Below are 22568 nucleotides of genomic sequence, written 5' to 3' on the forward strand. Positions count from 1 at the left end.
AGAGGTTGAGCAACATGAAAAAATCGGAGATCAACAGTACGGAGATTGCTCGGCTTGCCGGGGTATCCAGAAGCACGGTAAGCAGGGTCATCAACAATTATTCCAATGTGCCTGCCGAAACGCGTGACAAAGTTCTGAAGGTCATTCAACAGTATAATTATTTCCCCAACGTATCCGCACAAGTTCTTGCGGGGAAGCGGGCCCGCACGATAGGGCTGTTTTTAATTAACCAAGGGTCTGTATCCGGCGATATCTTGACCAATATGTTGATTGTTAGCGTCATTGAACATGCTTCCGCGCACGGTTATTACGTCCTGACGCACATTATCCGCAATGCCAAAGATACGGAAGTCATCCAGAACGTGAGGGAGATTTTCTTTCAACGCCGAATTGATGGCGGGATCTTCATCGGCGCATCAAACCGTGAACCGTTCATTGAAGAGCTGGTCGAGGAAGGTTTTGTCATCGGGATCGTGGACCAGGAGCTCTCGGATCATCCTGAACCGAACCGGATCGTCTCCAAATTCAATAATGATTCGGGGATGAAGCAGGCTGTGGCGTATTTGGCCGGTCTTGGCCATTCGCAAATTGGCGTCATTAATGGTGACATGAATCGACTGTCAGGGATGACCAAGTACGAAGGCTTTACTACCGCGATGGGCATGTGCGGTTTGCAAGTGAATCCCGACTGGGTTCTCGATGGCGATTTTAATGAAACAAGCGGATATCAGGCGATTCAAACTTTAATGCAAAAAGGGGTTGCCTTGCCAAGCGCGATTATCGCAGCGAACGACAGCGTTGCTTTTGGCGCCATCCGTGGACTTAAAGAGCATGGACTGCGTGTTCCTGACGATATATCTGTCATCGGCTTCGATGATCATGCGATGAGCGCCAAGCATCATCCGGCGTTGACGACGATCCGTGTCGATTTCGGCGACATGCTGAAGCGCATGACCTCTTATTTGATTACCAAGATAGAGCAGAATACACCGGATATAAAAGAGATTACGATAGATTGCAGTCTGGTCGTTAGAGACTCATGCAGAAGAATATAGAAATCGGGCCGTCCGATGGCAGACAACAGCTGCCGCAGGACGGCCCGTTTGTTTATAGCTCCCGGATGCGGATGTTGCGCCACCTGCAGGCCGCATTCGGTCCCCAGCGCGCATCGCCCATGCCGGGATCATTGTCATGGACTTCAAAGGCGATATGGCCCTGCGGTCCGAGCAAGGCTAGGACTTCATCCTGGCGATACGAGGGATGCTTCATCGCAGCCGTGTCGATTTCAGTCATTTTAACACCATTGATATGAACCGTGATCTTAGGCAGGGCACCTTCGACACGAATTTGGAACTCATTCCATTCGTTCCATCGCCAAATCGACAAAAACTGCTCGCCGGATGCGGCATCGTTGAGGAGCGCCGTTTTGTCGGGCGTCATGGGCTCAATTGTCGTCGCCGGATCTTCCAGCCGCAGGCCGATGGGACGGCCTTGCTCGTCGTACTCCGCATCGATCGTGAAATTAATGCCGTGGAAGCCGCCGATGCCGTTGCCATAAATGCCGCCAATATTACCCGAGCGGCGATGGTCGAGCAGAATCTGGTATCCTTGCGAGCCGAGCGCGCTGGCTCTTACGAGGATGCCGGTATCTGCCGGCCAGTCGGGACACGCTTCAAAGAGCAGCTCGAAGTCACCGTACACGCCGTCGCTGAGCAGATAACCGCCGTAGCCGCATCCCGGCGGGTCCTGCCGCCCGGTTAAGGCGCCGTCTTCAACGGTCCATGAGCCCGTTGTTTGCGCAGCGCGCCGATAGGTCTCGGTTGTCCGATCCGGCTCAGGACCGCCAGGGGCTCGGGAAACAGGCAGGCGGGGGACGGCATGCCAGCCCGCCAGTGTCTGTCCGTCAAAGATGGGGGTGAAATCCGCATTAGCTTTATCCATGCTGCCCACTCCTTTGGTTAGATGATGGTAGGGTGCTATTTTGTGCAATTATAACATAAACGCGTGTTTATACAACTTCATTTTGATCATGCTAAGGAATATTTATTGGAAATGCCTAGAAATTAATGATTGACAGCGCTTTTATGCGTTGTGTATGATGAGTCCATAGACACGTGTTTACGAATTGAAGGCTTAATGTGGTGGGAATTCAAGGGGTACGAGGAAAGAACAGAGAGCATTTGTGCAATTATTTTGAGCAATTGTTAATCTGTAACAGAAGAGTTTTTACGTGTTTTCAAAAATGAACGCGCGTTTATTTGTGCTGGACGCTGGTTCGACCAAGGAGTATTTTTACTAAAAAATGAACACGTGTTTACAAATCGAACATTCAGGAGGAATGTACGTGAAACAGCTGAAAGTCAGAAGAGTACTACCGCACGCTCTGGTGGCCCTATGCATGGTATTTACCATTTCAGCTTGTGAATCAGCTTCCACGGGAACCGATATGAGTTCGGGCAAGGAACAGGCGGACAGCGGGGCTAATAAAGCCACGGGGACTATTGATCCTGTCGGCAAGTATGAGAAACCGGTAACGATGACATGGGCGGTGCAGACAGCCGCAGCTTCGAAGCTCCTCGACAAGGAGACCTGGGAAGACAACCGTTGGAGCCGATTGTTTAAAGACAAGCTCAACATCGATCTGCAAGTCGCTTTCACGGCTGACAGCAGCACCGACGCCTACAAAAACAAGCTGAACGCGGTTATTGCCTCAGGTGATTTGCCGGACGTGTTCAAGACGCAGGATACGAATGTATTTTTGCAATTGGCACAAAATGGGCAGCTTGAAGATCTCACGGATGTTTATAACAAATATGCCACGGATTCGATCAAGGAATATCAAAAAAGGTTTGCCGATTCGTTCAAAGGCGCGACGATTGACGGCAAGCTGTATGCTATCCCGCGTATGAACGACAACTTCCATGAGGCCCCGTTCCTCTGGATCCGTGAGGATTGGCTCAAGCGCACCAACTCCCAGCCGCCGAAGACGATCGAAGAGCTGGTTGAGCTGGCCAAGAAGTTCGCTACCGGCGATCCGGACGGCAATGGCATCAACGGTGACACCTACGGACTAGCCCTGAACAAGGATCTCATCCGGCAAAATCACGCCAGCATTCTCGGTCTCGTATCCGCGTTTGGTGTTCCCGGACGTGATGAAAGCATGTTCTACCGCGATGCGAATGGCAAAATGACGTTCGCCTGGATCCAGCCGAACATGAAAGCTGCGCTTTCCGTGCTTGCCGATATGTATAAGCAAGGCTTAATTAATAAAGATTTTACGTCCAAAAATGAATCCGCACTGGTTGAAGACATTACGAGCGGGAAAATCGGGATGGCGTTCGGCAGCAACTGGGGAACCTGGTACCCGTACAATAACGTTTACAAAAAAGATGGCGTCATCGTTCGTCCTTATCCGATTCCTACGCAGTCCGGCTACGATTACAAGATCGGCATTGAGAGCAATGCGGTCGGCCAGATGACGATGGTCCGCAAAGGTTACAAAAATCCCGAAGCCGTCATCAAGATGCTGAATCTGTACGATCAGACGGTGAATTTCTCGACGAAGGCAGATTACGATAAATATTGGGCTAATGAACAATACAGGCTGTCTCCGATCTATATCGACCAGCCAGGCGAAGTTTATGCTGCAGATTTGTTGAAAGCGCTTGATAAAGGGTCGTCGGACGGCCTTCCTCCTGCAGCAAAGCCTTTGTACGATTATATCGTCGGCTTTGATAACGGATCGCTGGCCAAAGACGATAATGCCTTCGGCACGTGGGGCCAGATGTCGAAGTCGGGGTCTCTCCCGATCGTCTTGAACAAGTACATCCCTGACAAAGCGATTGTCCAAAGTATTCTCGGAATTCAAAGACCCGATGTATGGCTAACGAACGTAGCCTCCCTGGATACACTTACCATTACCACCTTCACCGATATTATTCGAGGCGCCAAGCCCGTTGATTACTTCGATACGTATGTGCAGCAGTGGCTGAAAGCTGGCGGTCAGCAGACGCTCGACGAGCTTGACAAGATGTACCCGGCGAAATAACAAGAAGGCGGTGGCGAATTCGTGTTTGCAAGCCTGAAGCGAAAAGATAAGCTCCTCCGAGAGCTGCCCTTGTATGTGATGCTGCTCCCCGCTGTCGTTCTGGTCGCGATCTTCAGCTACGGCTCGATGGCCGGTGTGATCATTGCCTTCCAGAAATTTATCCCGGCCAAAGGGCTTTTCGGACCGCAGCAGTGGGTCGGCTTTCACAATTTCAGCACGTTGTTTTCGATGCCCAATATCGGGCTGGTCATTCGCAATACGGTCGTTATTGCCTTGTGTAAAATGATTGCAGGCATCGTCGTTCCCGTCGTGTTTGCGCTGCTGCTTAATGAGGTCAGGCATGTGCTGACGAAGCGCATTTTCCAGACGCTGGTGTACTTGCCGCACTTCTTGTCATGGGTCATTTTGTCAGGTATTTTGATCAATCTTTTGTCCCCTAACGAAGGTTTTGTCAACATTATTCTGTCCAAGTTAGGCATTGAACCGGTGTTTTTCTTAGGCGATCCTCATGCGTTCCCGGCGACGATGGTGCTGACTGATATTTGGAAAACGTTCGGTTTCGGCTCTGTCATTTACTTGGCTGCACTGACGGGCATCGACCCTGCACTCTATGAAGCCGCCGTGATCGACGGCTCAAACCGTTGGCAGCAAACCAGACACATTACGCTGCCTGGGATCTCCTCGATGGTCGTGCTGATGACGGTGCTGGGCCTTGCCAATATCCTCAACGGCGGTTTCGACCAAATCTATAACATGTACAGCCCGGTCGTCTACTCCACCGGCGATATTTTGGATACGTTCGTGTTCCGGTTAGGCATTGAGCAGGCGCAGTACGCGCTTTCTACGGCAGCAGGCTTGTTCAAGTCAGCGGTATCTTTGATTTTCATCGTGGCCTCTTATTACTTGGCTGACAAACTTACCGGATATCGGGTGTTCTAAGAGAAGGGAGAGCAAATCCATGGGAATTAAGGTTTCCGCCTCACGCAAAATCTTCCTTGTATGCAATACCATTTTCCTGCTGATGGTTGCGCTTCTGTGCATTGCGCCATTCGTCAATCTGCTGGCGGTTTCTTTCTCCGACAAAGTGGCTGTCGCTGCTGGGGAGGTCACTTTCTTTCCCGTCGGTTTTACGACGATCTCCTATCAATTTATTACGAATACGTCGAAGTTTTTCATGTCGCTCCTGGTTTCCGTCAAGCGTACGGCGCTTGGCGTGCCGATCAATCTGCTGCTGATCATCTTGACTGCTTATCCCCTCTCTAAAACCAAGGAAGATTTCCGGGCGAGGAGCTTGTTCTCATGGTTTTTTGTCGTGACCATTCTGTTCAATGCCGGTTTAATACCTACTTATATGGTGGTCAAAAGCACGGGGCTGATGAATACGATCTGGGCCTTGGTGCTGCCTGGCGCGCTGCCTGTTTTCAGCATGCTGGTCGTGATGAACTATATGCGCAGTCTGCCTAAAGAACTGCTGGAGGCAGCGTATATCGATGGTGCGAACCATGTGCAGACGCTGCTTCGGGTTGTTCTGCCCGTCTCGATTCCGACGCTCGCAACCGTGACATTGTTTTCGTTTGTGGATCATTGGAACAGTTGGTTCGACGGCATGATTTATATGAACAAAATTCAAAACTATCCGCTGCAGACGTATTTGCAAACCGTGGTCGTGAATCCGGAAGAATTCATCCGCAACAACACCGATCTTAGCGGCAATCTGTCCAAGTATTTGTCCATGGTTAGCGCCAGGACGACAGGTGCAGCCCAAATGTTTTTGGCGATGATTCCGATTCTATGCATTTATCCGTACCTGCAAAAGTATTTTACAACCGGGCTTGTGATGGGCAGCGTCAAAGAATAAGGCGTGACCCTTCGGCGCAGGTATGGCAGCGAGAGGAGGCAGAGGAAGATGTCCGATCACTTCGAATCGACGTTAGGCCATGTCAACACGTATTCAAGACCTTCTGAGCTGAAAATTACCGACATGCGGTTTGTTGATTTGGCCGGAGCCCCGATGCATTGCACGCTTGTCAAAATTTATACGAACCAAGGAATTACAGGGATTGGCGAGCTTCGCGATTTTGGCAGCCGCACGTATGCAGCGATGCTGAAAGGGCGGATTTTAGGAGAAAATCCGTGCAATGTGGATAAGCTGTTTCGTCGTATGAAACCGTTTATGGGGACTGGCAGGCAAGCCGGAGGCGTGGCTGGAATCGAAATGGCGCTATGGGATCTCGCCGGCAAAGCGTACGGTGTGCCCGTGTACCAGATGCTGGGCGGGAAATTTCGCGACGAGGTACGTGTGTATGGCGACCTTGGCGTCAATACGCCTGGGCTTGCGGGTGACGGTTATTCGATGGGCAGGCGGCTGAAAGAAGTTGCCGATACCTATGGTTTCACCATGGTCAAAGCGGTATTAGGCGTCGAAAGTCTTCAGGCGATGTATCCGGACGAAGAGCTGATTTCCGCCCCGGCTGGCGAGGTGGAGAAGCTGCTGAAGGCTGCGCACTATAATTTTGACTTCATAAAAAACCGCAGGCACACGTCCTATGGACCAGAGTTTCAGGCGCGCAACCGGGCTTATGACCTCGTCAACATGCAGTCTCCTTACTGGATGTTCCGCATGACGGAACGCGGTCTCGACAGGTACGAAGAGGAAGTCGCGCATATGCGTGAAATCCTCGGCTACAAGATGCCTTTGGCGATTGATCATTTGGGCTATTTGAATGTGGAGGACGCCGCACGTCTGCTGCGAAGACTAGAGAAATATAATCTGCTATGGGCGGAAGACATGCTGCCTTGCACGTACACGGAGGAATATAAACGGCTAAGCCAGATGACGACAACGCCCTTGGCGACCGGCGAGGATTTATCGACGCTGGAGAGCTTTGAAGAGCTGCTTGTGAACAGGGCTGTAGCGATTATTCACCCTGACATTTGTTCTTCGGGCATCTACGAATGCAAAAAAATTGGCGATCTGGCGCAGCGCTATCATGTGGCGATGGCGATGCATATGTGCGAGACGCCTGTGGCGGCCTTGGCGACGGCGCACATGGGGGTGGCCACGGAGAACTTTATCGCGACCGAGTTTAATGCGCCCGATGTTCCTTGGTGGAACGATATCATCTCGGGTTATGGCGGTCAGGTGATTAACAACGGTTTCATCCGTGTGACGGATAAGCCGGGACTCGGCTTCGACGATATTAACGATGAAGTGATTAAGGACCATTTGATGCCAGGCTTCCCTGATTTGTGGGCTTCAACGGATCATTGGAACACGGAGTATGCGAATGATCGCTTATTTAGCTGATGCAGGTGAGGAGGAACAAAGATGAATATTGTCATTACCGGCGCTAACCGGGGGTTGGGCTACGAGCTGACGCGAGCTGCCGTGCAAAGAGGGCATAAAGTGATTGCCGGCACACGTTCCCTGCAGAGTGAGAGGAAATTACTGGAACTTAGCGAATTGTATCCAGGTCAAGTTGTGGCGGTCGAGCTGGATGTAACCCAAGAAGAGCAGATCAGCCGCTTGGCGCAAAAGCTGCAGAATGAGCAGCTCACAGTGGATGCGGTCATTAACAACGCCGGCATCCTGCTGGCCCGAGGTGTCACGATTGAAGAATTACCGCTGGACGATGTCGTTCGGACGTTCGAGATTAATTTGTTCGGGCCGATGATGGTCGTCAAGCATTTGCTTCCCTTGATGCCGAGCGGAAGTGAGGGGGCGCGGGCGATCCTCAATATATCGTCGGAAGCGGGCAGCCTCACCAACGCTTATGGCGGAGATTATCCGTATGCGATCTCCAAGACGGCGATGAATATGTTCTCCAAGCAGCTTCAAAAGTACTTAAAAGGCAGAGGCATCCGTGCCTACGCTATTCACCCGGGATGGATCAAGACTGACATGGGCGGGGAGAAAGCTCCCGGCGATCCTGTTGCCAACGCCAACGATATTCTCGATGTATTGGAGCTCAAAAAGGACATCGCTCCTGATGTCTTCTTCATGAACTTTAGAGGCGAACCGATGCCGATTTAACGGAACTGCTCGGATAATCAGGCACGGTACATGTTGGTCAACATTTCAACCGATTTTCAGGAGGCGCGTACGCATGTCAGACTTTTCAATTGGCTCGTGGTCGTTCCATGGGCTGTTCAATTCGGGAAAAATGAGCTTGTTTGGCTATTTGGAGAGCATCAAATATCGCTATCGGCTTCGCCATGCTGACATTTGGAACGGCATGCTGCTTTCGACGGAAGCCGCATATATCCAAAGCATCCGGCATACGCTGCGTGAAGAAGGCTTGACGGTGGCCAACCTGGCCGTGGATGGCGCCGACGTCTGGCATGACGATCCGGATGTGCGCGAGCGCAACCATCAAAAGGCGCTCCAGTACTTGGACATTGCCCGCCAATGGGGCGTGCAGACGCTGCGGATCGACCTCGGCGGCAAGACGGTGGACATGACCGAGGAGCAGGTTGAGTTTTGCGTCAAGCGGTACCGGGAATATGCGCAGTTCGCTGCTGATTACGGTTTTCGGGTGGGACCGCAGACGCATCAGGCGCCGGCACAAAGCCCGCGCAACCTGAAGCGGCTGGCCGATGAAATGGCTGCGCCCGGGTTTGGCATCATTCTCAACGTTAACCGCTGGCTGATGGACAAGGCTGTTGGCGATGAGATCGTAGCGCCTTTCACGATTCATGTCCAGTTCGACCGGGCATTCGTTGATTTCAAGGGAAGCGAGCTTTTGGATAAAGTAAAATTATTCCGGGAAGCGGGCTATCAAGGATGCTGGTCGATGGAATTCCGGGGCGGTACTGACGAATATTTGGAGATCGAGCGCGATTTGCTGGATATTCGGCAAGCGGTAGGGCTGGCAGACTGACGGTTCTGCAGGGTTTGGCAGACGTCGCACAGCAACAATTCAAATAAGGGAGAGTCATGCATGCAAACTTTAAAAGAGCCTCGCAAGGTCGAAGGCAGAGATGTGATCAGCTATTTGGAGACGATCGATATTCAAAGCGGCGAACGCACGTTGTTGGCTGAATTCGATAAGCTGATCGAGGCGCCGAACTGGACGCAGGATGGTAAGCGCCTGATTTATAACAGCTTGGGCCAGCTGTATGCTTTTCATATCGCGACAGGCGAAAGTACAGTTATTGAATCGGGCTATGCCGTTCAATGCAATAACGACCATGTGCTTTCCCCGGACAACACGCACATCGCTGTAAGCCATCATACCGCTGAAGATGGACAATCGCGGATTTATACATTCCCGCTGCAAGGCGGTGCTCCAGCCCTTATCACGGCGTTGGCTCCCAGCTATTTGCACGGCTGGTCGCCGGATGGCACTACGCTGTCCTACTGCGCAGAGCGCAATGGTGAATATGACATTTTCACCATCCCTGCAGCTGGCGGCGTCGAAACCCAGCTCACGCATACCGCTGGGCTGAATGACGGCCCGGAGTATTCACCGGATGGCAGGCATATTTGGTTCAACTCGGTGCGAACCGGCCTGATGCAGGTGTGGCGCATGAATGCTGACGGCAGTGAACAGGTTCAGATGACGTTCGACGAGAGCAACAATTGGTTCCCACATGTATCTCCGGACGGCGAACAGGTCGCTTATTTGACTTATCGCAAAGGCGATGTTGCTCCCGGCGACCACCCGGCTAATAAGCAGGTGGAGATTCGCCTGATGCCGAGCGCCGGTGGCGAATTCCGCACGCTCCTCCAACTGTTCGGCGGGCAGGGGACGCTCAACGTTAATTCCTGGTCGCCGGACAGCAGGCAATTGGCTTTTGTCAGCTATAAATTGAAGGAATAGGAATCCATCGAGCAAAGGAGAAGTAACATGGAAAAGGACAATACGATTCTTGGTACGACCTTCATTTGTCAGGTAGCTATTCTTGTGCGCGATGTGGAGAAGGCAACCCGCCGTTTTGCCGAATTATTAGGCGTTCCTGTTCCTAACATTATTTTGGCGAACGAAGATGGCAGCGATACGGTAACGTATTTGGGGCAGCCCACGCAGGGGAGGGTCAGGCTTTCCTTCTTCCGTATGGAAAACCTGGTCCTGGAGTTCATTGAACCTACAGAGGACCCGACAACGTGGAAAGATTTTCTGGATACCAAAGGTCCGGGCGTTCATCACATTGCCTTTAAAGCAAAGAACAGAATGCTTGAAACGGCAGCGAAGCTGGAGGATTTTGGATATCCGCTCATTCAGCATGGAGATAAGTATGCCTATGTGGAAAGCACAGCGGATTTAGGGGTTATCTTGGAGCTGCTGGATATTGATTAAGCAGGTAATGGCAAACGCGGTTGCTAATCGTTATGATTAGCAGCCGCGTTTGTGTTTGTGGGGAGCGGCGACGCGGGCACGCGCAGGAGCGCGGGGCACTGCAAAGCGGAACCTCCATCATACCGACGGTTCAGTCGCCATCCAGCGAAAAGAACAGACCAACAATGCCAATGACGAGCAGGGTCCCCATTAAGCCGAGTGTGAGGAAGCCGAACCCGCCGACAAACCAGAACAGGTGCGGAAAAAGAAAAAAACAGATAAGGCCAATCGGCACCAGCCAAATCAGCATTTTAAAGGTAACTTTTAAAATTTTCCAGATCAGCAGTGCGGCTAAAATCCCAATAATGAGATGAAGCATGTCGTATTCCTCCTTTATATGCCCATTCGATGGTTTAATCCGATTTTAATCTAGCTTTAATGAATGGAGTTTATAATAACATATGGCGTGGAGAACTCGCTAGTCGTGGGTTCTTTTCATTTTTTCTGCGCAGGAGGATCAGGAATGACGAAAAAAGTGATCATCATTATCGTTATGCTCACAGCAGTTTTAGGACAAACTGGGGTCGCATATGGAGAGAATCAATCACCGGCCATCTCAAGTGGTACCGGTGTTGTTATAGACAGCTCAACAGGGGCTGTTCTTTATGAAAAAAACAAAGAAGAACAAGCTTTTCCCGCCAGCTTAACGAAGCTGATGACAGCTATTTTGCTGGAAGATCATATGGCCAACGGCGAATGGATGACAGCGAGTAAGAAGGCTACGCTGCAAGAAGCGAGCAATTCTGTGTTCAATTTAAAAGTTGGCGAGCGGATGCAGAAGGAAGAAGCGCTGAAGGCGCTGCTAGTTATCTCGGCCAACGACGTGGCCATGATGATTGCTGAGCATATCGGAGGCGACGAGGCCGCTTTTGCCGAGTTGATGAATAAGCGGGCGGCGTCGATCGGCATGACGCATACGCATTTTGTGACGCCGAACGGGCTGCACGATCCCCAGCATGTAACAACAGCCGGCGACTTGGCGCTGCTTGCCAAAGAGGCAATGAAGTACCCGGACGTGATGGCGGCGATGGGCACGGAGAAGACCGAAGTGAAGACCGATCAACGGCAAGTGGTCATCCGTGATCGCAGTCTAATTTTTCAGAATCCGCTGGCTTTGGGCGGGAAAACGGGCTTTACGGATCAAGCGCATAACACGCTGATTGAATATTTGAAACAAGACAATAAGACCGTCATTGCGGTCGTCATGAAATCATCGCGGGAAGCTGAGTACCAGGATGTGGAAGCGATCGGCAAATATGGCCTGAACCGTCTCGAGGTACAGCGCACTTTGCAAAAAGGGGAGCTCGTCGGAGCAACGACTTTTTACGGTGAGCGGGTTGAGGGTGTGCTCAGTGAGTCCATGGTGTTAACCCGGCTGAAAGAAGATCATGCTGAATATACATATACGCCTGTTTATGGTACTCTGCATAACGGGCAGAAAACGATCGAAGCCGGCGAGGTTATCGGCGCTTATCAGATTCATAAGAACGGTGTGCTGCTCACGCAGATTCCGATTGTTTCTTTGAAGCGGGTCACGCATGTGGATCCGCCGCTAATAAGCAGCGAGAAGAGCTCCGTCCCGGCACCGAGGTGGGGGTGGATGGTAGTTTGTCTGCTTTTGCTGGCCTATGGCTTGTACAAGTCGCTATCTGCATCCGCACTCCGGTCCAAACAATACGAAGTTGAGAAAGAAGTTGTGTAAGCATGATTCCCCTGTTTAAGTCAGTGAACGCAAGGAGAACACAGAATGAGGTGCGTTCAAAAGAAGCGTTGAAAGCCATGAAGCCGCTGAAAGTGTGCATCCTATTGGCCTGCATAGGCATCGTAGGGTGCAGTCACACAGATCAGGCGAGCAGCATTTCTGTCCCTGTGCCGAGTGCGGACGCCGTTCCGGCCACCGTTCAATTAAGCTCGGCTCAGCAAGCATTGTCGGACAATCACAATTCAGCCAATGAGCAAATCAGCTCCGCCGTTAAAGTGATCAATAACGTGAAGACGGATCATCCCATGGCCGCTTTAACGTTTGATGATGGACCTGATGATAAGTATACACCCCGCATTTTGGACATTCTCAAAAAAGAAAACGTAAAAGGAACCTTCTTCGTCGTCGGGCAGCAAGCGAAGCAGCATCCGCAGATGATGAAGAGGATCGTAGAAGAAGGGCATGCCGTTGGCAATCATTCCTGGGATCATCCTGATCTAGCCAAAGCGTCGCCGGATAAAATTCAGAGCGAAATTATGTCAACAGACGATGTGATCAAACAACTTACAGGCGCAGTACCAACCCTATTTCGAGCTCCGTATGGTGCAGTTTCACCGCAATTAGAGTCAGAAGCAGAGGGCTCCGGCCACGAGTTGATCGGCTGGTCCGTCGATACGCTGGATTGGGACGGAAAGAGCGTCAGCCAAATTTTGACCAATGTCAAAAAAGAGGTTCGGCCGGGCTCGATTATTTTGCAACATTTTGCCGGTGGGAAAAAGGGGAATTTAAATAATACGGTGGAAGCTCTTCCGCAGATTATCGCTTATTTGAGGCAAAAAGGATATACCTTGGTCACGGTACCGGAGCTGATAGCTGCCAAGAAATCTTAAATGAAGCGAATTTGGGGACTACCCTGCTTTCGGACTATAGGCTAAGATAGATAGGGTAGTGACTCAAATTCGACGATTGGAGTGAGGGGAATGAGAATTGCCGCGCAATTGTATACGGTTCGTACTTTTTTGAAGACGCCTGAGGAAATCAGTGAAAGCATGAAAAAGGTGAAACAAATGGGGTACAAAGCCGTACAAGCTTCAGGCGTGGGGCCAATCGGCTACGCCGAATTTAAAGCGCTTGCAGACCAAGAAGGATTGACGATCTGTGCGACGCACATCGGGTACGACGAGCTGCTCAATGACATGGATGGTGTTATTCAGAAGCATCAGGCTTGGAATTGCAAGTATGTCGGTTTAGGCGGACTGCCGCAGCAGTACCGTGAGAGCAGCGCAGGCTATGCCGCTTTTGCCAAGCAAGCCACGGAATTCGGAAGACAGCTGAAAAGCGCCGGTCTGCAATTCATCTATCACAACCATGACTTTGAATTTGCCAAATATGATGGAAAGACGGGCATGGAAATTTTAATGGAAACGTCTGACCCTGACGCCGTAGATTTCGAAATAGACGTTTATTGGGTGCAGGCCGGCGGAGCCGATCCCATCGAGTGGATTCGCAAGATGGACGGACGCATGAAGGTCGTGCATTTCAAGGACATGATCGTGACGCCAGAGAGAAAGCAGCGCTTCGCGGAGATTGGGGAAGGCAACATGAACTTCCAGGGCATTATTCAAGCGTGCCAGGAGATCGGGGTGGAGTGGGCAGCAGTCGAGCAGGATGACTGTTATGAGCGCAATCCGTTCGAGAGCTTGGAGATCAGTTTCAACAACCTTGCCAAATTAGGTGTAAACGCGTAAGCGGGATTTGCCGAGGCCTCCTATTCGCTGCTTAGTGAATGGGGGGCTTTTTGCTGCACTGAATCTTTGTAACGGGAGACGTACGGACTCCCTGTTTGGTTAGGGGATACGCCCGTTCCCCAGACAGTCACACCGAAAATTTAAGATATTTTCCGAAAAAATGGGAACGCTTTCATTTCCATTTTGCTCTATGATGGATAGAGTGATTGTTTGTTAATATATGACAGCTGACGTGGAGGACTGGAAAGCGGTTATAAGAGGTACGGTACAAGATGCCGTGCTCTCATATACATATGGAAGCGCTTAAGCTTCCCTTGGATACATATGAATGGAGGGGTATCGATGAAATTCCAGAAAGTCGTTCATCCGATCTTAACGCTCGCCGCTGCTGCTGTGTTTTTTGCAGGGTGCGAGTCCACACCACCGCCTTCTGTCACACAGTCTAGTCAGCCGCCGAAAGATTCAGCACAACCGGCCACAGCCTCGGCAACGCCGGCAGCCACACAAGAAGCTAAAACAACAGACGCCAAAGAAACACCGCGGAACGAAACGATGTATATCAATGGTTTGCAGTGGGGCGCTCCGACGAACTTCAACTTGATCAGCGGTAACCCAGGGTTCCCGATCAACTATGGAGACTCACGCGAGCTGATTTACGAAACACTGTTTATGATCAACCAACTCGATGGCAAAATGGAACCGCTGCTCGGCACCAAGTACTCTTGGACCGACGACATGACACTGCGCATTGAACTGAACAAAGATGCCAAATGGAGCGACGGCAAACCGTTTACGGCAGATGATGTCGTCTACACGTACAAGTTGGGCCAAAAGTATGACATTAACTGGAAAAGTTACTGGACATACATCCAAGATGTCGTTGCCGATGGCACGAACGCTGTCAACATTAAACTAAATCCGAAAAACCCGAACAAGCTCACGGTTCTCGAAAGTATCGAGATCATTCCGATGCTCCCTAAACATATCTGGGAGGAGCTTGAGAAGAAATCTAACAATGACTTGGCTACATTGCGTAAGGAGATCAACCCGGACCCTGTCGGTACAGGCCCTTACAAAATGTATTTCTATAACGATCAGAAAATTGTTGTGCAACGCGACGATAACTACTGGGGCAAAGCCTTGTTCGGCAAGCTGCCTGCTCCTAAGTATATCGCTCATATTATCTACAAAGATAACGCTGCAGGTGACCTTGCCTTCAAAAACGGCCAAGTCGACATGTCGCAGCAGTTTACGCCGCAAGTATGGAACATGTGGAAGGGCGGAGCGCCGATTAAGACTTTCTTGAAGGACGCGCCTTACTACCTCCCAGGCTCCATGCCTTCAATCTTCTTCAACATGAGCAAAAAAGGTCTGGACAACGCCGATGTCCGCAGAGCGATCGCCATGAGTATCGACTATAAGAAAGTTTCCGACTTAGCGATGAGCGGTTACTCGGCAGCGATGCAGCCGTCCCTGACGCTTAATTCCGATTCGGAATCCAAGTACGTCGATCAAGCGGCGATCAAGCCGCTGCAGTGGACAACAGACGTCAAAGCCGCTAACGACCTGCTCGATAAAATCGGCGCGAAGAAAGGCGCTGACGGCATTCGTGTGCTGAACGGAACTAGACTTGGACCTTTTGAGGTTGAGTGTCCTTACGGCTGGTCCGACTGGAACGCCTCCCTGGAGATCGTCGCGCAGAGCGCGAAAGCGATCGGGATTGAAATCAGAACGAAATTCCCAGAAGCACCGGTCTGGACGAACGACCTGCAAACGGGCAAATTCGATATTATTATGAACACGCCTGCCGGCGGTGTCAGCCCGAGCCAGCCTTGGAACCGTGCTAGAACGATTATGTATTCGAACGGTGTGCCGGGTATTGGCGAGATGGCCTTCTGGAACTGGGGCCGATATAAGAATGAGAAAGCCGATGCGATCATCGACAAGATCCCGACGATTTCGGATGAAGCGCAGCTGAAACAACTGTACACGGATCTGACCAAAATGTGGCTGACCGATATTCCATCCATTCCATTGATGTACCGTCCATGGAAGTTCTATACCGTGAACGAAACCGTGTGGAAAGGGTTCCCGGTTCAAGGTGACGGAAGCAATACTCCGCCACAAATTGCGATTGACGGAGCCGGTGTGAAAGCGCTCTACCAGATTCATAACTAATTGAAAATGAGGCCTATATTGGGGATTTGTACATTCAACCCGATTATAGGCCTCTTTAAAGAACGAGGATTCTAAACCAGCAAGATTGGGGTGCGTATGAATTGAATGCCTATTCAAAGTATTTTTTCAAAAAGTTCTTTTGGTATTTTCTTACACTGATCATTGCTGTGGGGTTGAATTTCCTTTTGCCTCGACTTATTCAAGGTAATCCGGTGACAACCATCGCTACGCAAGTTACACAGGGGATGACAGACAGCGATTCGATCAAAAAGGTGTATGAAACGTTCATGAAAGAGTTTGGCGTCGATAAGCCACTAGGCACGCAGTTTGTGATCTATGTCAAGAACTTGCTGACAGGCAACCTGGGTACGTCATTCGGCTTGTATCCGAAAAAGGTGACAGACATTCTGGCTTCCGCCATTCCTTGGACGGTTGCGCTGCAACTGCCCGCCATTTTGGTCGGCTGGATCTTGGGCAACGTGCTTGGCGCGGTAGCGGCCTATAAAAAAGGCGTGCTGGACAAAGTCATTTTTCCCGTCGCCTTGTTTGTCAACTCGATTCCATTCTTCACTTTAGCGATCATCATGCTGTTTATTTTTGCGCTGCACTTGCATTGGTTCCCGCCTTCCGGGGGCTACGATTATCAGATGATACCGAATCTGAGCTTTGACTTTATCATTTCGGTCATCCGACACCATACATTGCCGTTTCTGTCCATCGTCTTGGTTACGATCGGCGGGCAGGCGATTGGGATGCGCGAAATGTCCATTTATGAATTGAACTCGGATTACGTGCTGTACAGCAAGCTGCTCGGCATCCGCGATTCGAAAATTGCCAAGTACGTCTTCAAGAACGCCATGCTGCCGCAAATCACCGGCCTTGCCTTATCCATCGGTACGATGGTCGGCGGATCGTTGATCTGTGAGATCGTATTCAGCTATCCGGGCATCGGCACTTGGCTGTTCACAGCCATCAGACAGCTCGATTATCCGCTCATCTCAGGCTGTACGCTGCTCATTGCGCTAACCGTGCTGGTGGCGAACTTCATCATTGAGATCATTTACGGGGTTGTCGATCCGCGCATTAAGGCCGCTCAAATGGAGGAACATTAATTATGACACATACAGCTCGTATCTTAATGAAATCTCCAAAATTCGTCATCGGAGCAGCGGCGATCATCGTCATGCTCGCTCTCGTCACGATCTACCCGCTGGTGAACCGGCACGATCCGCTGGAGATGGTGGCGCTTGCTTTTCAGCCACCGGGCAATGGCTATATCCTGGGATCGGATAACTTTGGGCGCGATATTTTTCTGGAGCTGATGTACGGGATTAAAACCTCCATTAAGGTAGGGCTGATCGCCGGCATCTGCGCAACCGTGATCGGCCTCATTATCGGACTGGCTTCCGGTTACATCGGGGGTCTATGGGATAACGTGCTGACGAGTGTGACGAACATTTTTATCGTCATTCCATCCTTTATCATTTTGATTCTTGTATCCGTCAGTATTAACTCACGCAGTTCGTTGGTGACAGCGCTCATCATCGGCTTAACGAGCTGGCCATGGACAGCCAGAGCGGTGCGCGCGCAGACGACATCTTTAAGAAACCGCGACCATGTCAATATTGCCAAAATATCCGGACACAGCACCCCGAGAATTATCTTTTTTGAAATTCTTCCTTACATTGCTTCTTATGTGGTCATGGCGTTCGTCCTGCAAACGGCATCGGGGATTTTATCGGAGGCTTCCATCTCGATGTTAGGTCTGGGACCGTATAATACGATATCCCTTGGCATCCTGTTGAACTGGGCTTTGGTCTTTGAGGCCCCTGTCGCTGGCGCCTGGTGGGCGTTCATTCCGGCAGCTTTCTCCATCGCCGTCATCACGTTCTCGCTGTATATGATGAATACGGGCATGGATGAGATTTTCAATCCAAAAATAAGGAGCTAGCCAATGAGCAAAAACATACTGGAAGTGAAAGGTTTAAAAACCTTCTATAAAACCCGGTTGAAAGAGAAAGTGTTTGCTGTTGACGGTGTTGATTTTGTCTTGGAAGAGGGCAAGACGTTGGGGATCGCCGGCGAGTCCGGCTGCGGAAAGTCGACTTTAGCGCTCAGCTTAATGGGTTTTTATTTCGCGCCGCTCCATTATGGGGATGGTTCGATCGTTGTCGATGGAACAGACATCATGAAGCTGAGTAAAGAACAACTGAGGAAACAGGTTTCCGGGCGGGAAATCGCCTACATTCCTCAAGCGGCGATGAATGCGTTGAATCCGACGATGAAAATCATCCGATTCATTGAAGATATTATGAAAGAGCATCGGCCGGAGCTAAGCAAGCAGCAAGTGTGGGAGCTGGCGGCGGAGCGGTTCCAAACGCTGAATCTATCGCCGAACGTGCTGAATTCGTACCCGAATGAGCTGTCCGGCGGGATGAAGCAGCGGACGGTCATTGCGATTTCCACCATTTTGAACCCGAAAGTGCTGATTGCCGATGAGCCGACTTCCGCGCTTGACGTGACTTCGCAGAAGGCGGTTGTGAAGCTGCTGAAAGATTTGCTGGACAAAAAGTTCATCAAGTCGCTGGTGTTTATCACACATGAGCTTCCTTTGCTCTACCATGTGACCGACGATATTGTGGTAATGTATGCCGGGGAAATTGTGGAGCGCGGTACGGCGCACCAGATGATCTTTGATCCGCTTCATCCGTACACCAAGAAGCTGATGGGTTCCATTATCGTTCCGGAAGAGGGCATGAAAGGGCATAAGCTTGCGGCCATTCCAGGGGCTCCGCCGAACTTGAAGAAAGCGATTGTCGGCTGCAGATTTGCTGACCGTTGTTCCTTTGCCAAGGATTCATGCCGAACCGGCAAAATCGAGAGCAGAACTGTAGATGGACGTATCTACAGATGTCATTTTGATATCCGGACGTTAAAGGAGTGGTATAGACATGAAGAGGAACAACAACATACTGATTACCGGGAAACAGATCACGAAAGTATTCGGATACGGAAAGCATAAAACAACGGCGGTGCAAGATGTGAATTTCGACTTCCATGAAGGCGAGATTATCTCGATCGTCGGGGAGAGCGGCAGCGGTAAAACGACGCTGGCGAAGATCATGATGGGCTTATTGAAGGAAACGGACGGCACGATTGAATATAAAGGCCAGCCGCGGGAATTGAACTCCCATAAGAGCCGCAAACAATATTGGAAAGATATTCAGGCGATTTTCCAGGACCCTTTTTCCTCGTTCAATATGTTCCACAAGGTGGAGAAGCTGCTCGTCGACTGCATTAAGCTGCAGGGGCTGCGGCTGTCGAAGGAAGAGCAATTCGCCAAGATGAAAGAGGCGTGCTCCTTCGTTAACCTCAAATTCGAGGAACTGTATAACAAATATCCGTTTGAGCTGTCCGGCGGGCAGATGCAGCGGTTGATGATTGCCCGTATTTTCATGCTGCACCCGAAAGTGCTCATCGCCGATGAGCCGACCTCCATGGTGGACGCTTGCTCGCGTTCAACTATCCTGGATATGCTCCTGAAGCTTCGGGATGAGAATAATATGACTATTATTTTCATTACGCACGATGTAGGTTTGGCCTACTATGTCAGCGATTCGATCTATATTATGGAAAAAGGTAAAATTGTGGAAAGAGGGCTGGCGGAAGATATTATTCTGAATCCGCAGCATCGTTACACGAAACAATTAATCGCCGACGTGCCAAAGATTCATACAGCCTGGAATTTGGCGTAACGCTTTAAGATGAGATAAAGATCTTGCTCGCTTCCCTGACAAGATCTTTATCTCATTATGCTTTGTCAAGGATAAGGAGGACCGAGATGCCTAAAGAAGACTGGGAGCGAACGCATGAGGCCCAGCCCGTAGAACTGGACCTTCAAGCTGTGAATGAGCTCGTGCGGCCCGCTTTGGCCGGTCAGCGGGTGACCGGCGTGGAGCGGATCGGCGTCGGGCTCAGCAATACGAACTTCAAGCTCCGCCTCGCGGGGACTGAGCAGCCCTGCGTATTACGCCTGTATCGCGGAGATGGGGACATTGCCTGCAAGGAGCTGGCTATTGCGCAGCTTGTGCGGGACAGCGTGCCGGTCGCGGACTTCTTGTACATGGACACAAGCTGCAGCGCGGCGGACAAGCCATGGGCGATACTGGCGTGGAAGGAGGGCTTCCTGCTGCGCGATGTACGCAAAAGCGGATCGCCGCAAGATATCGCCTCCGCCGCAGCTTCGGTCGCCAGCACCTTAGCTAGCATTCACAGCTATGCGACGCCCGATTCCGGCTTTTTCGGCGGGGATCTGAGAATCGCGCATCCGCTGCGAATGGACGGGGAACGATTTCTTGCTTTTATCGAACACTGCCTCTTCGTGAGGGGATGCGGCCAGTGGCTGGGAGAGGAGCTTGCGCAAGCGTTATGGACATTCAGCCAGACCTACAGCCACGTATTGTCGGAAGCAGCAGAATCGCCTAATCTCGTTCATTCGGATTATAACGGCTTAAATATATTGATGAAGCTCGGCCCATACGGATACGAAGTGTCCGCTGTGCTGGACTGGGAGGATGCTTTTTCGTGGAACCGCTATGCGGATATCGGCAATCTGCTGCGATACGAAGCTGAAGGGTCCATATTTGAGCACCATTTTATTCAGGCGTATAAGGAGCAAGGGGTTCCGCTCCAGACTAACTGGAGGCTTATATCCAAGCTCGAAGATCTTGTTGCCCTAGTTGACATGCTGAGCAGCTCGACCGCGGACACGCCGAATCGCGTGCAGGACCTGAGACAATTGATCGCGTGCATCGTGACGAGATAAGTTTTACACTGCGGGAGCGGGAAAAATAAAGAATGCTCCTTATACCCAATGAGTATAAAGATCCACCTTGACTTCGAGCCGCTCAAATCTTCCCTTGAAATGTTCAAGTTTCTCCTCAAGCTGATCCACTTTCCCCTCAAGCCGGTGAATACTCTCGTTCATTGGCTCAAGCTTCTCACCAAGCTTCTGATCCAGCAAAGCACTTATTGCGTTCAGCAGGTCTTCATTCATTTTATCAACTCCCATGGGAATAGTGTAGCACTCCTTAGGGCAGACGAATACGATTTCTATTGTTTACAGTAATTGCTCCAATTTTAATAAAAATATTTGTGAAATACTTTCAAGAAACTTATGTAATATTTCTGCTCTATAGTATAGATCTAAGTATAAATGAATGGAATATATGACATAGTTGAAAAGGTGGGTTATTTTTGAATAGATTGCTATCCTCACTATTTAGTCGTACGAATAACACAGCGCTTAGCGAGTTGAATTACGATCAGGCCGTAAGCATTGATGCCGCAGCTCATTCCCAACTAAGTGTTCAATTAAAACTCATTAATTTAACGACAGAGGATTTGAAAATAGTAAAAGCGGTTCAGCCTCTAATTGTTACAAATATTGATATGGCTGTCGATGCATTCTATGGAACGATTATTGAAATCGATGAATTGAGAAGAATTATTACGGATCACAGTACATTCGAACGTTTAAAAGGCACGCTGCGGCAGCATATGATCGAATTGTTCGACGGAACCATCGATATGGAGTTTATCCGCAAAAGAATGCGAATTGCAGAAGTCCATCAGCGAATCGGTTTACAACCGACAGCAATGAAAGTATGAAGATCGGAAACGCTATCATGAAATTGCTGAATTTTGAGCAGCAGCTTGTACTAGAGGCTTATGAACAAAAGAATCTTCAACATAGAGAAGAACAATATAATCAAATCAAGCAACAATTGAAAAGCAGCATTGGGCTAATTAGTCAGGATCTTGTCTCTCTAACGGAACTGACCAGCTTGTCAACCAAGCAGTTGAGTGCATCCAGCAATCACGTATATGACTCTTTCTTGCAAAGTGTCAGTGTCTCCAAAGGCTCTCAAACGTTAGCCGACACCGGACAGAAGAAAATAAATGAGCTGGAGAGCGGCATTCAAGCCATCTACAAGAGCTCATCGCAGATGGAGACAATGGTTGCGGAACTGAAGCAATCATCTGAACAAATCAGGAACATCGTCAAGATGGTTGAAGAGATCGCTAGACAGACCAACCTGCTATCGCTCAATGCGGCCATTGAAGCGGCTCGAGCCGGGGAACACGGTGCTGGCTTTGGCGTCGTAGCGAACGAAGTGAAGAAGCTGTCGGAAGATACGAATAAGGCATTACATGAAATTGGTCATCTGATCCAGCAATCCGAAACGTTCACGCAACAAGTTGTACAAGCGATTGGCGAGGTCCAATCACTCACGTATTCGGTACAGACAGAAGCAGGCACTACCAAAGAAGTATTTGGGAATATTACGGATTCGCTGCAGTCAGGGATAACGGTTTTTGATAAGGTGAAAGAAGAGATAGAATCGTTGCTAAGCGCCATTCATGAGGTTGGATCGGCTTCGATGAAAGTAGCGGGCTCCGCTGAGGAACTGAACAAAGCAACACAAAATTTATAGGCTGAATGAAGCTTAATCATGCTCGTTCAACAAATATCAGCAATTTACATCTCTTTA

23 protein-coding genes are annotated in these 22568 nt (G+C 50.1%); 20 read left to right on the forward strand and 3 right to left on the reverse strand.

All coding sequences use genetic code 11. The annotated features are described in order from the left end of the window. The first annotated feature begins 14 nt into the window (after nt 1–14). The gene (locus tag O9139_RS02085; protein ID WP_270877794.1) at nt 15–1055 is read left to right on the forward strand and encodes a LacI family DNA-binding transcriptional regulator; all 1041 of its coding nucleotides are present in this window, start codon (nt 15–17) and stop codon (nt 1053–1055) included. 52 nt (nt 1056–1107) lie between these two features. Here O9139_RS02085 and O9139_RS02090 read toward each other — a convergent pair whose 3' ends face one another. Then, on the reverse strand, nt 1108–1989 hold the full coding sequence (locus O9139_RS02090; protein ID WP_270877795.1) for a 3-keto-disaccharide hydrolase: 882 nt from the start codon (nt 1987–1989) through the stop codon (nt 1108–1110). A gap of 355 nt (nt 1990–2344) precedes the next feature. On the opposite strand from O9139_RS02090, the gene O9139_RS02095 reads away from it, so the two are divergent. The 8 genes from O9139_RS02095 to O9139_RS02130 all read left to right on the forward strand — a co-directional run bounded on the left by O9139_RS02095 (nt 2345) and on the right by O9139_RS02130 (nt 10347). Continuing rightward, nucleotides 2345–4048, forward strand: a complete 1704-nt coding sequence (locus O9139_RS02095) for an extracellular solute-binding protein (protein WP_270877796.1) — start codon at nt 2345–2347, stop codon at nt 4046–4048. 78 nt (nt 4049–4126) lie between these two features. Continuing rightward, nucleotides 4127–4987, forward strand: a complete 861-nt coding sequence (locus O9139_RS02100) for an ABC transporter permease (protein ID WP_270877867.1) — start codon at nt 4127–4129, stop codon at nt 4985–4987. A gap of 19 nt (nt 4988–5006) precedes the next feature. Next, nucleotides 5007–5906 carry a carbohydrate ABC transporter permease gene (locus O9139_RS02105; protein ID WP_270877797.1) on the forward strand — a complete coding sequence of 300 codons (900 nt, stop codon included), beginning with the start codon at nt 5007–5009 and terminating at the stop codon, nt 5904–5906. 48 nt (nt 5907–5954) lie between these two features. Further along, a complete protein-coding gene (locus O9139_RS02110) occupies nt 5955–7355 on the forward strand; it encodes a mandelate racemase/muconate lactonizing enzyme family protein (protein WP_270877798.1) in 1401 nt (466 codons plus the stop codon). A 21-nt stretch (nt 7356–7376) separates the two neighbouring features. After that, nucleotides 7377–8081, forward strand: a complete 705-nt coding sequence (locus O9139_RS02115; protein ID WP_270877799.1) for an SDR family oxidoreductase — start codon at nt 7377–7379, stop codon at nt 8079–8081. A 73-nt stretch (nt 8082–8154) separates the two neighbouring features. Next, nucleotides 8155–8928 carry a sugar phosphate isomerase/epimerase family protein gene (locus tag O9139_RS02120; protein ID WP_270877800.1) on the forward strand — a complete coding sequence of 258 codons (774 nt, stop codon included), beginning with the start codon at nt 8155–8157 and terminating at the stop codon, nt 8926–8928. 60 nt (nt 8929–8988) lie between these two features. Further along, nucleotides 8989–9870, forward strand: a complete 882-nt coding sequence (locus O9139_RS02125; protein WP_270877801.1) for a TolB family protein — start codon at nt 8989–8991, stop codon at nt 9868–9870. Between the two features lie 27 nt (nt 9871–9897). Then, on the forward strand, nt 9898–10347 hold the full coding sequence (locus tag O9139_RS02130; RefSeq protein WP_270877802.1) for a VOC family protein: 450 nt from the start codon (nt 9898–9900) through the stop codon (nt 10345–10347). A 130-nt stretch (nt 10348–10477) separates the two neighbouring features. Here O9139_RS02130 and O9139_RS02135 read toward each other — a convergent pair whose 3' ends face one another. Next, the gene (locus O9139_RS02135) at nt 10478–10705 is read right to left on the reverse strand and encodes a hypothetical protein (protein ID WP_270877803.1); all 228 of its coding nucleotides are present in this window, start codon (nt 10703–10705) and stop codon (nt 10478–10480) included. Between the two features lie 144 nt (nt 10706–10849). Here O9139_RS02135 and O9139_RS02140 point away from each other — a divergent pair, with 144 nt between their 5' ends. From O9139_RS02140 to O9139_RS02180, 9 genes are all read left to right on the forward strand, one after another. Then, nucleotides 10850–12088 carry a D-alanyl-D-alanine carboxypeptidase family protein gene (locus O9139_RS02140; protein WP_270877804.1) on the forward strand — a complete coding sequence of 413 codons (1239 nt, stop codon included), beginning with the start codon at nt 10850–10852 and terminating at the stop codon, nt 12086–12088. A 50-nt stretch (nt 12089–12138) separates the two neighbouring features. After that, the gene (locus O9139_RS02145) at nt 12139–12978 is read left to right on the forward strand and encodes a polysaccharide deacetylase family protein (RefSeq protein WP_270877805.1); all 840 of its coding nucleotides are present in this window, start codon (nt 12139–12141) and stop codon (nt 12976–12978) included. 90 nt (nt 12979–13068) lie between these two features. Then, nucleotides 13069–13836, forward strand: coding sequence for a sugar phosphate isomerase/epimerase family protein (locus O9139_RS02150; RefSeq protein WP_270877806.1), 768 nt, complete (start codon nt 13069–13071; stop codon nt 13834–13836). 342 nt (nt 13837–14178) lie between these two features. Then, on the forward strand, nt 14179–16014 hold the full coding sequence (locus O9139_RS02155; protein WP_270877807.1) for an ABC transporter substrate-binding protein: 1836 nt from the start codon (nt 14179–14181) through the stop codon (nt 16012–16014). Nucleotides 16015–16115: 101 nt separating this feature from the next. Continuing rightward, nucleotides 16116–17126 (forward strand): ABC transporter permease, encoded by a 1011-nt coding sequence (locus O9139_RS02160; protein ID WP_333742439.1) that lies wholly within the window; start codon nt 16116–16118, stop codon nt 17124–17126. A 2-nt stretch (nt 17127–17128) separates the two neighbouring features. Continuing rightward, nucleotides 17129–17965, forward strand: a complete 837-nt coding sequence (locus tag O9139_RS02165; RefSeq protein ID WP_270877809.1) for an ABC transporter permease — start codon at nt 17129–17131, stop codon at nt 17963–17965. A gap of 3 nt (nt 17966–17968) precedes the next feature. Continuing rightward, on the forward strand, nt 17969–19036 hold the full coding sequence (locus O9139_RS02170; RefSeq protein WP_270877810.1) for an ABC transporter ATP-binding protein: 1068 nt from the start codon (nt 17969–17971) through the stop codon (nt 19034–19036). Next, the gene (locus tag O9139_RS02175; protein ID WP_270877811.1) at nt 18966–19769 is read left to right on the forward strand and encodes an ABC transporter ATP-binding protein; all 804 of its coding nucleotides are present in this window, start codon (nt 18966–18968) and stop codon (nt 19767–19769) included. Before O9139_RS02170 ends, O9139_RS02175 begins: the two co-directional genes overlap by 71 nt. 86 nt (nt 19770–19855) lie before the next feature. Next, a complete protein-coding gene (locus tag O9139_RS02180) occupies nt 19856–20839 on the forward strand; it encodes a phosphotransferase family protein (RefSeq protein ID WP_270877812.1) in 984 nt (327 codons plus the stop codon). A gap of 39 nt (nt 20840–20878) precedes the next feature. On the opposite strand, the gene O9139_RS02185 is transcribed toward O9139_RS02180, so the two are convergent. Further along, nucleotides 20879–21070, reverse strand: a complete 192-nt coding sequence (locus O9139_RS02185) for a hypothetical protein (protein ID WP_270877813.1) — start codon at nt 21068–21070, stop codon at nt 20879–20881. 200 nt (nt 21071–21270) lie between these two features. Between O9139_RS02185 and O9139_RS02190 the strand changes: the two genes are divergently transcribed. Both O9139_RS02190 and O9139_RS02195 read left to right on the forward strand, forming a co-directional pair. Further along, nucleotides 21271–21684, forward strand: a complete 414-nt coding sequence (locus O9139_RS02190) for a protoglobin domain-containing protein (protein ID WP_270877814.1) — start codon at nt 21271–21273, stop codon at nt 21682–21684. A 17-nt stretch (nt 21685–21701) separates the two neighbouring features. Then, complete coding sequence (locus tag O9139_RS02195) at nt 21702–22511, forward strand: methyl-accepting chemotaxis protein (protein ID WP_270877815.1); 810 nt, start codon at nt 21702–21704, stop codon at nt 22509–22511. The last annotated feature ends 57 nt before the right edge of the window (nt 22512–22568 follow it).

The organism is Paenibacillus aestuarii, assembly GCF_027789125.1.
In the GTDB taxonomy this organism is placed as follows: Bacteria; Bacillota; Bacilli; order Paenibacillales; family NBRC-103111; genus Paenibacillus_E; species Paenibacillus_E aestuarii.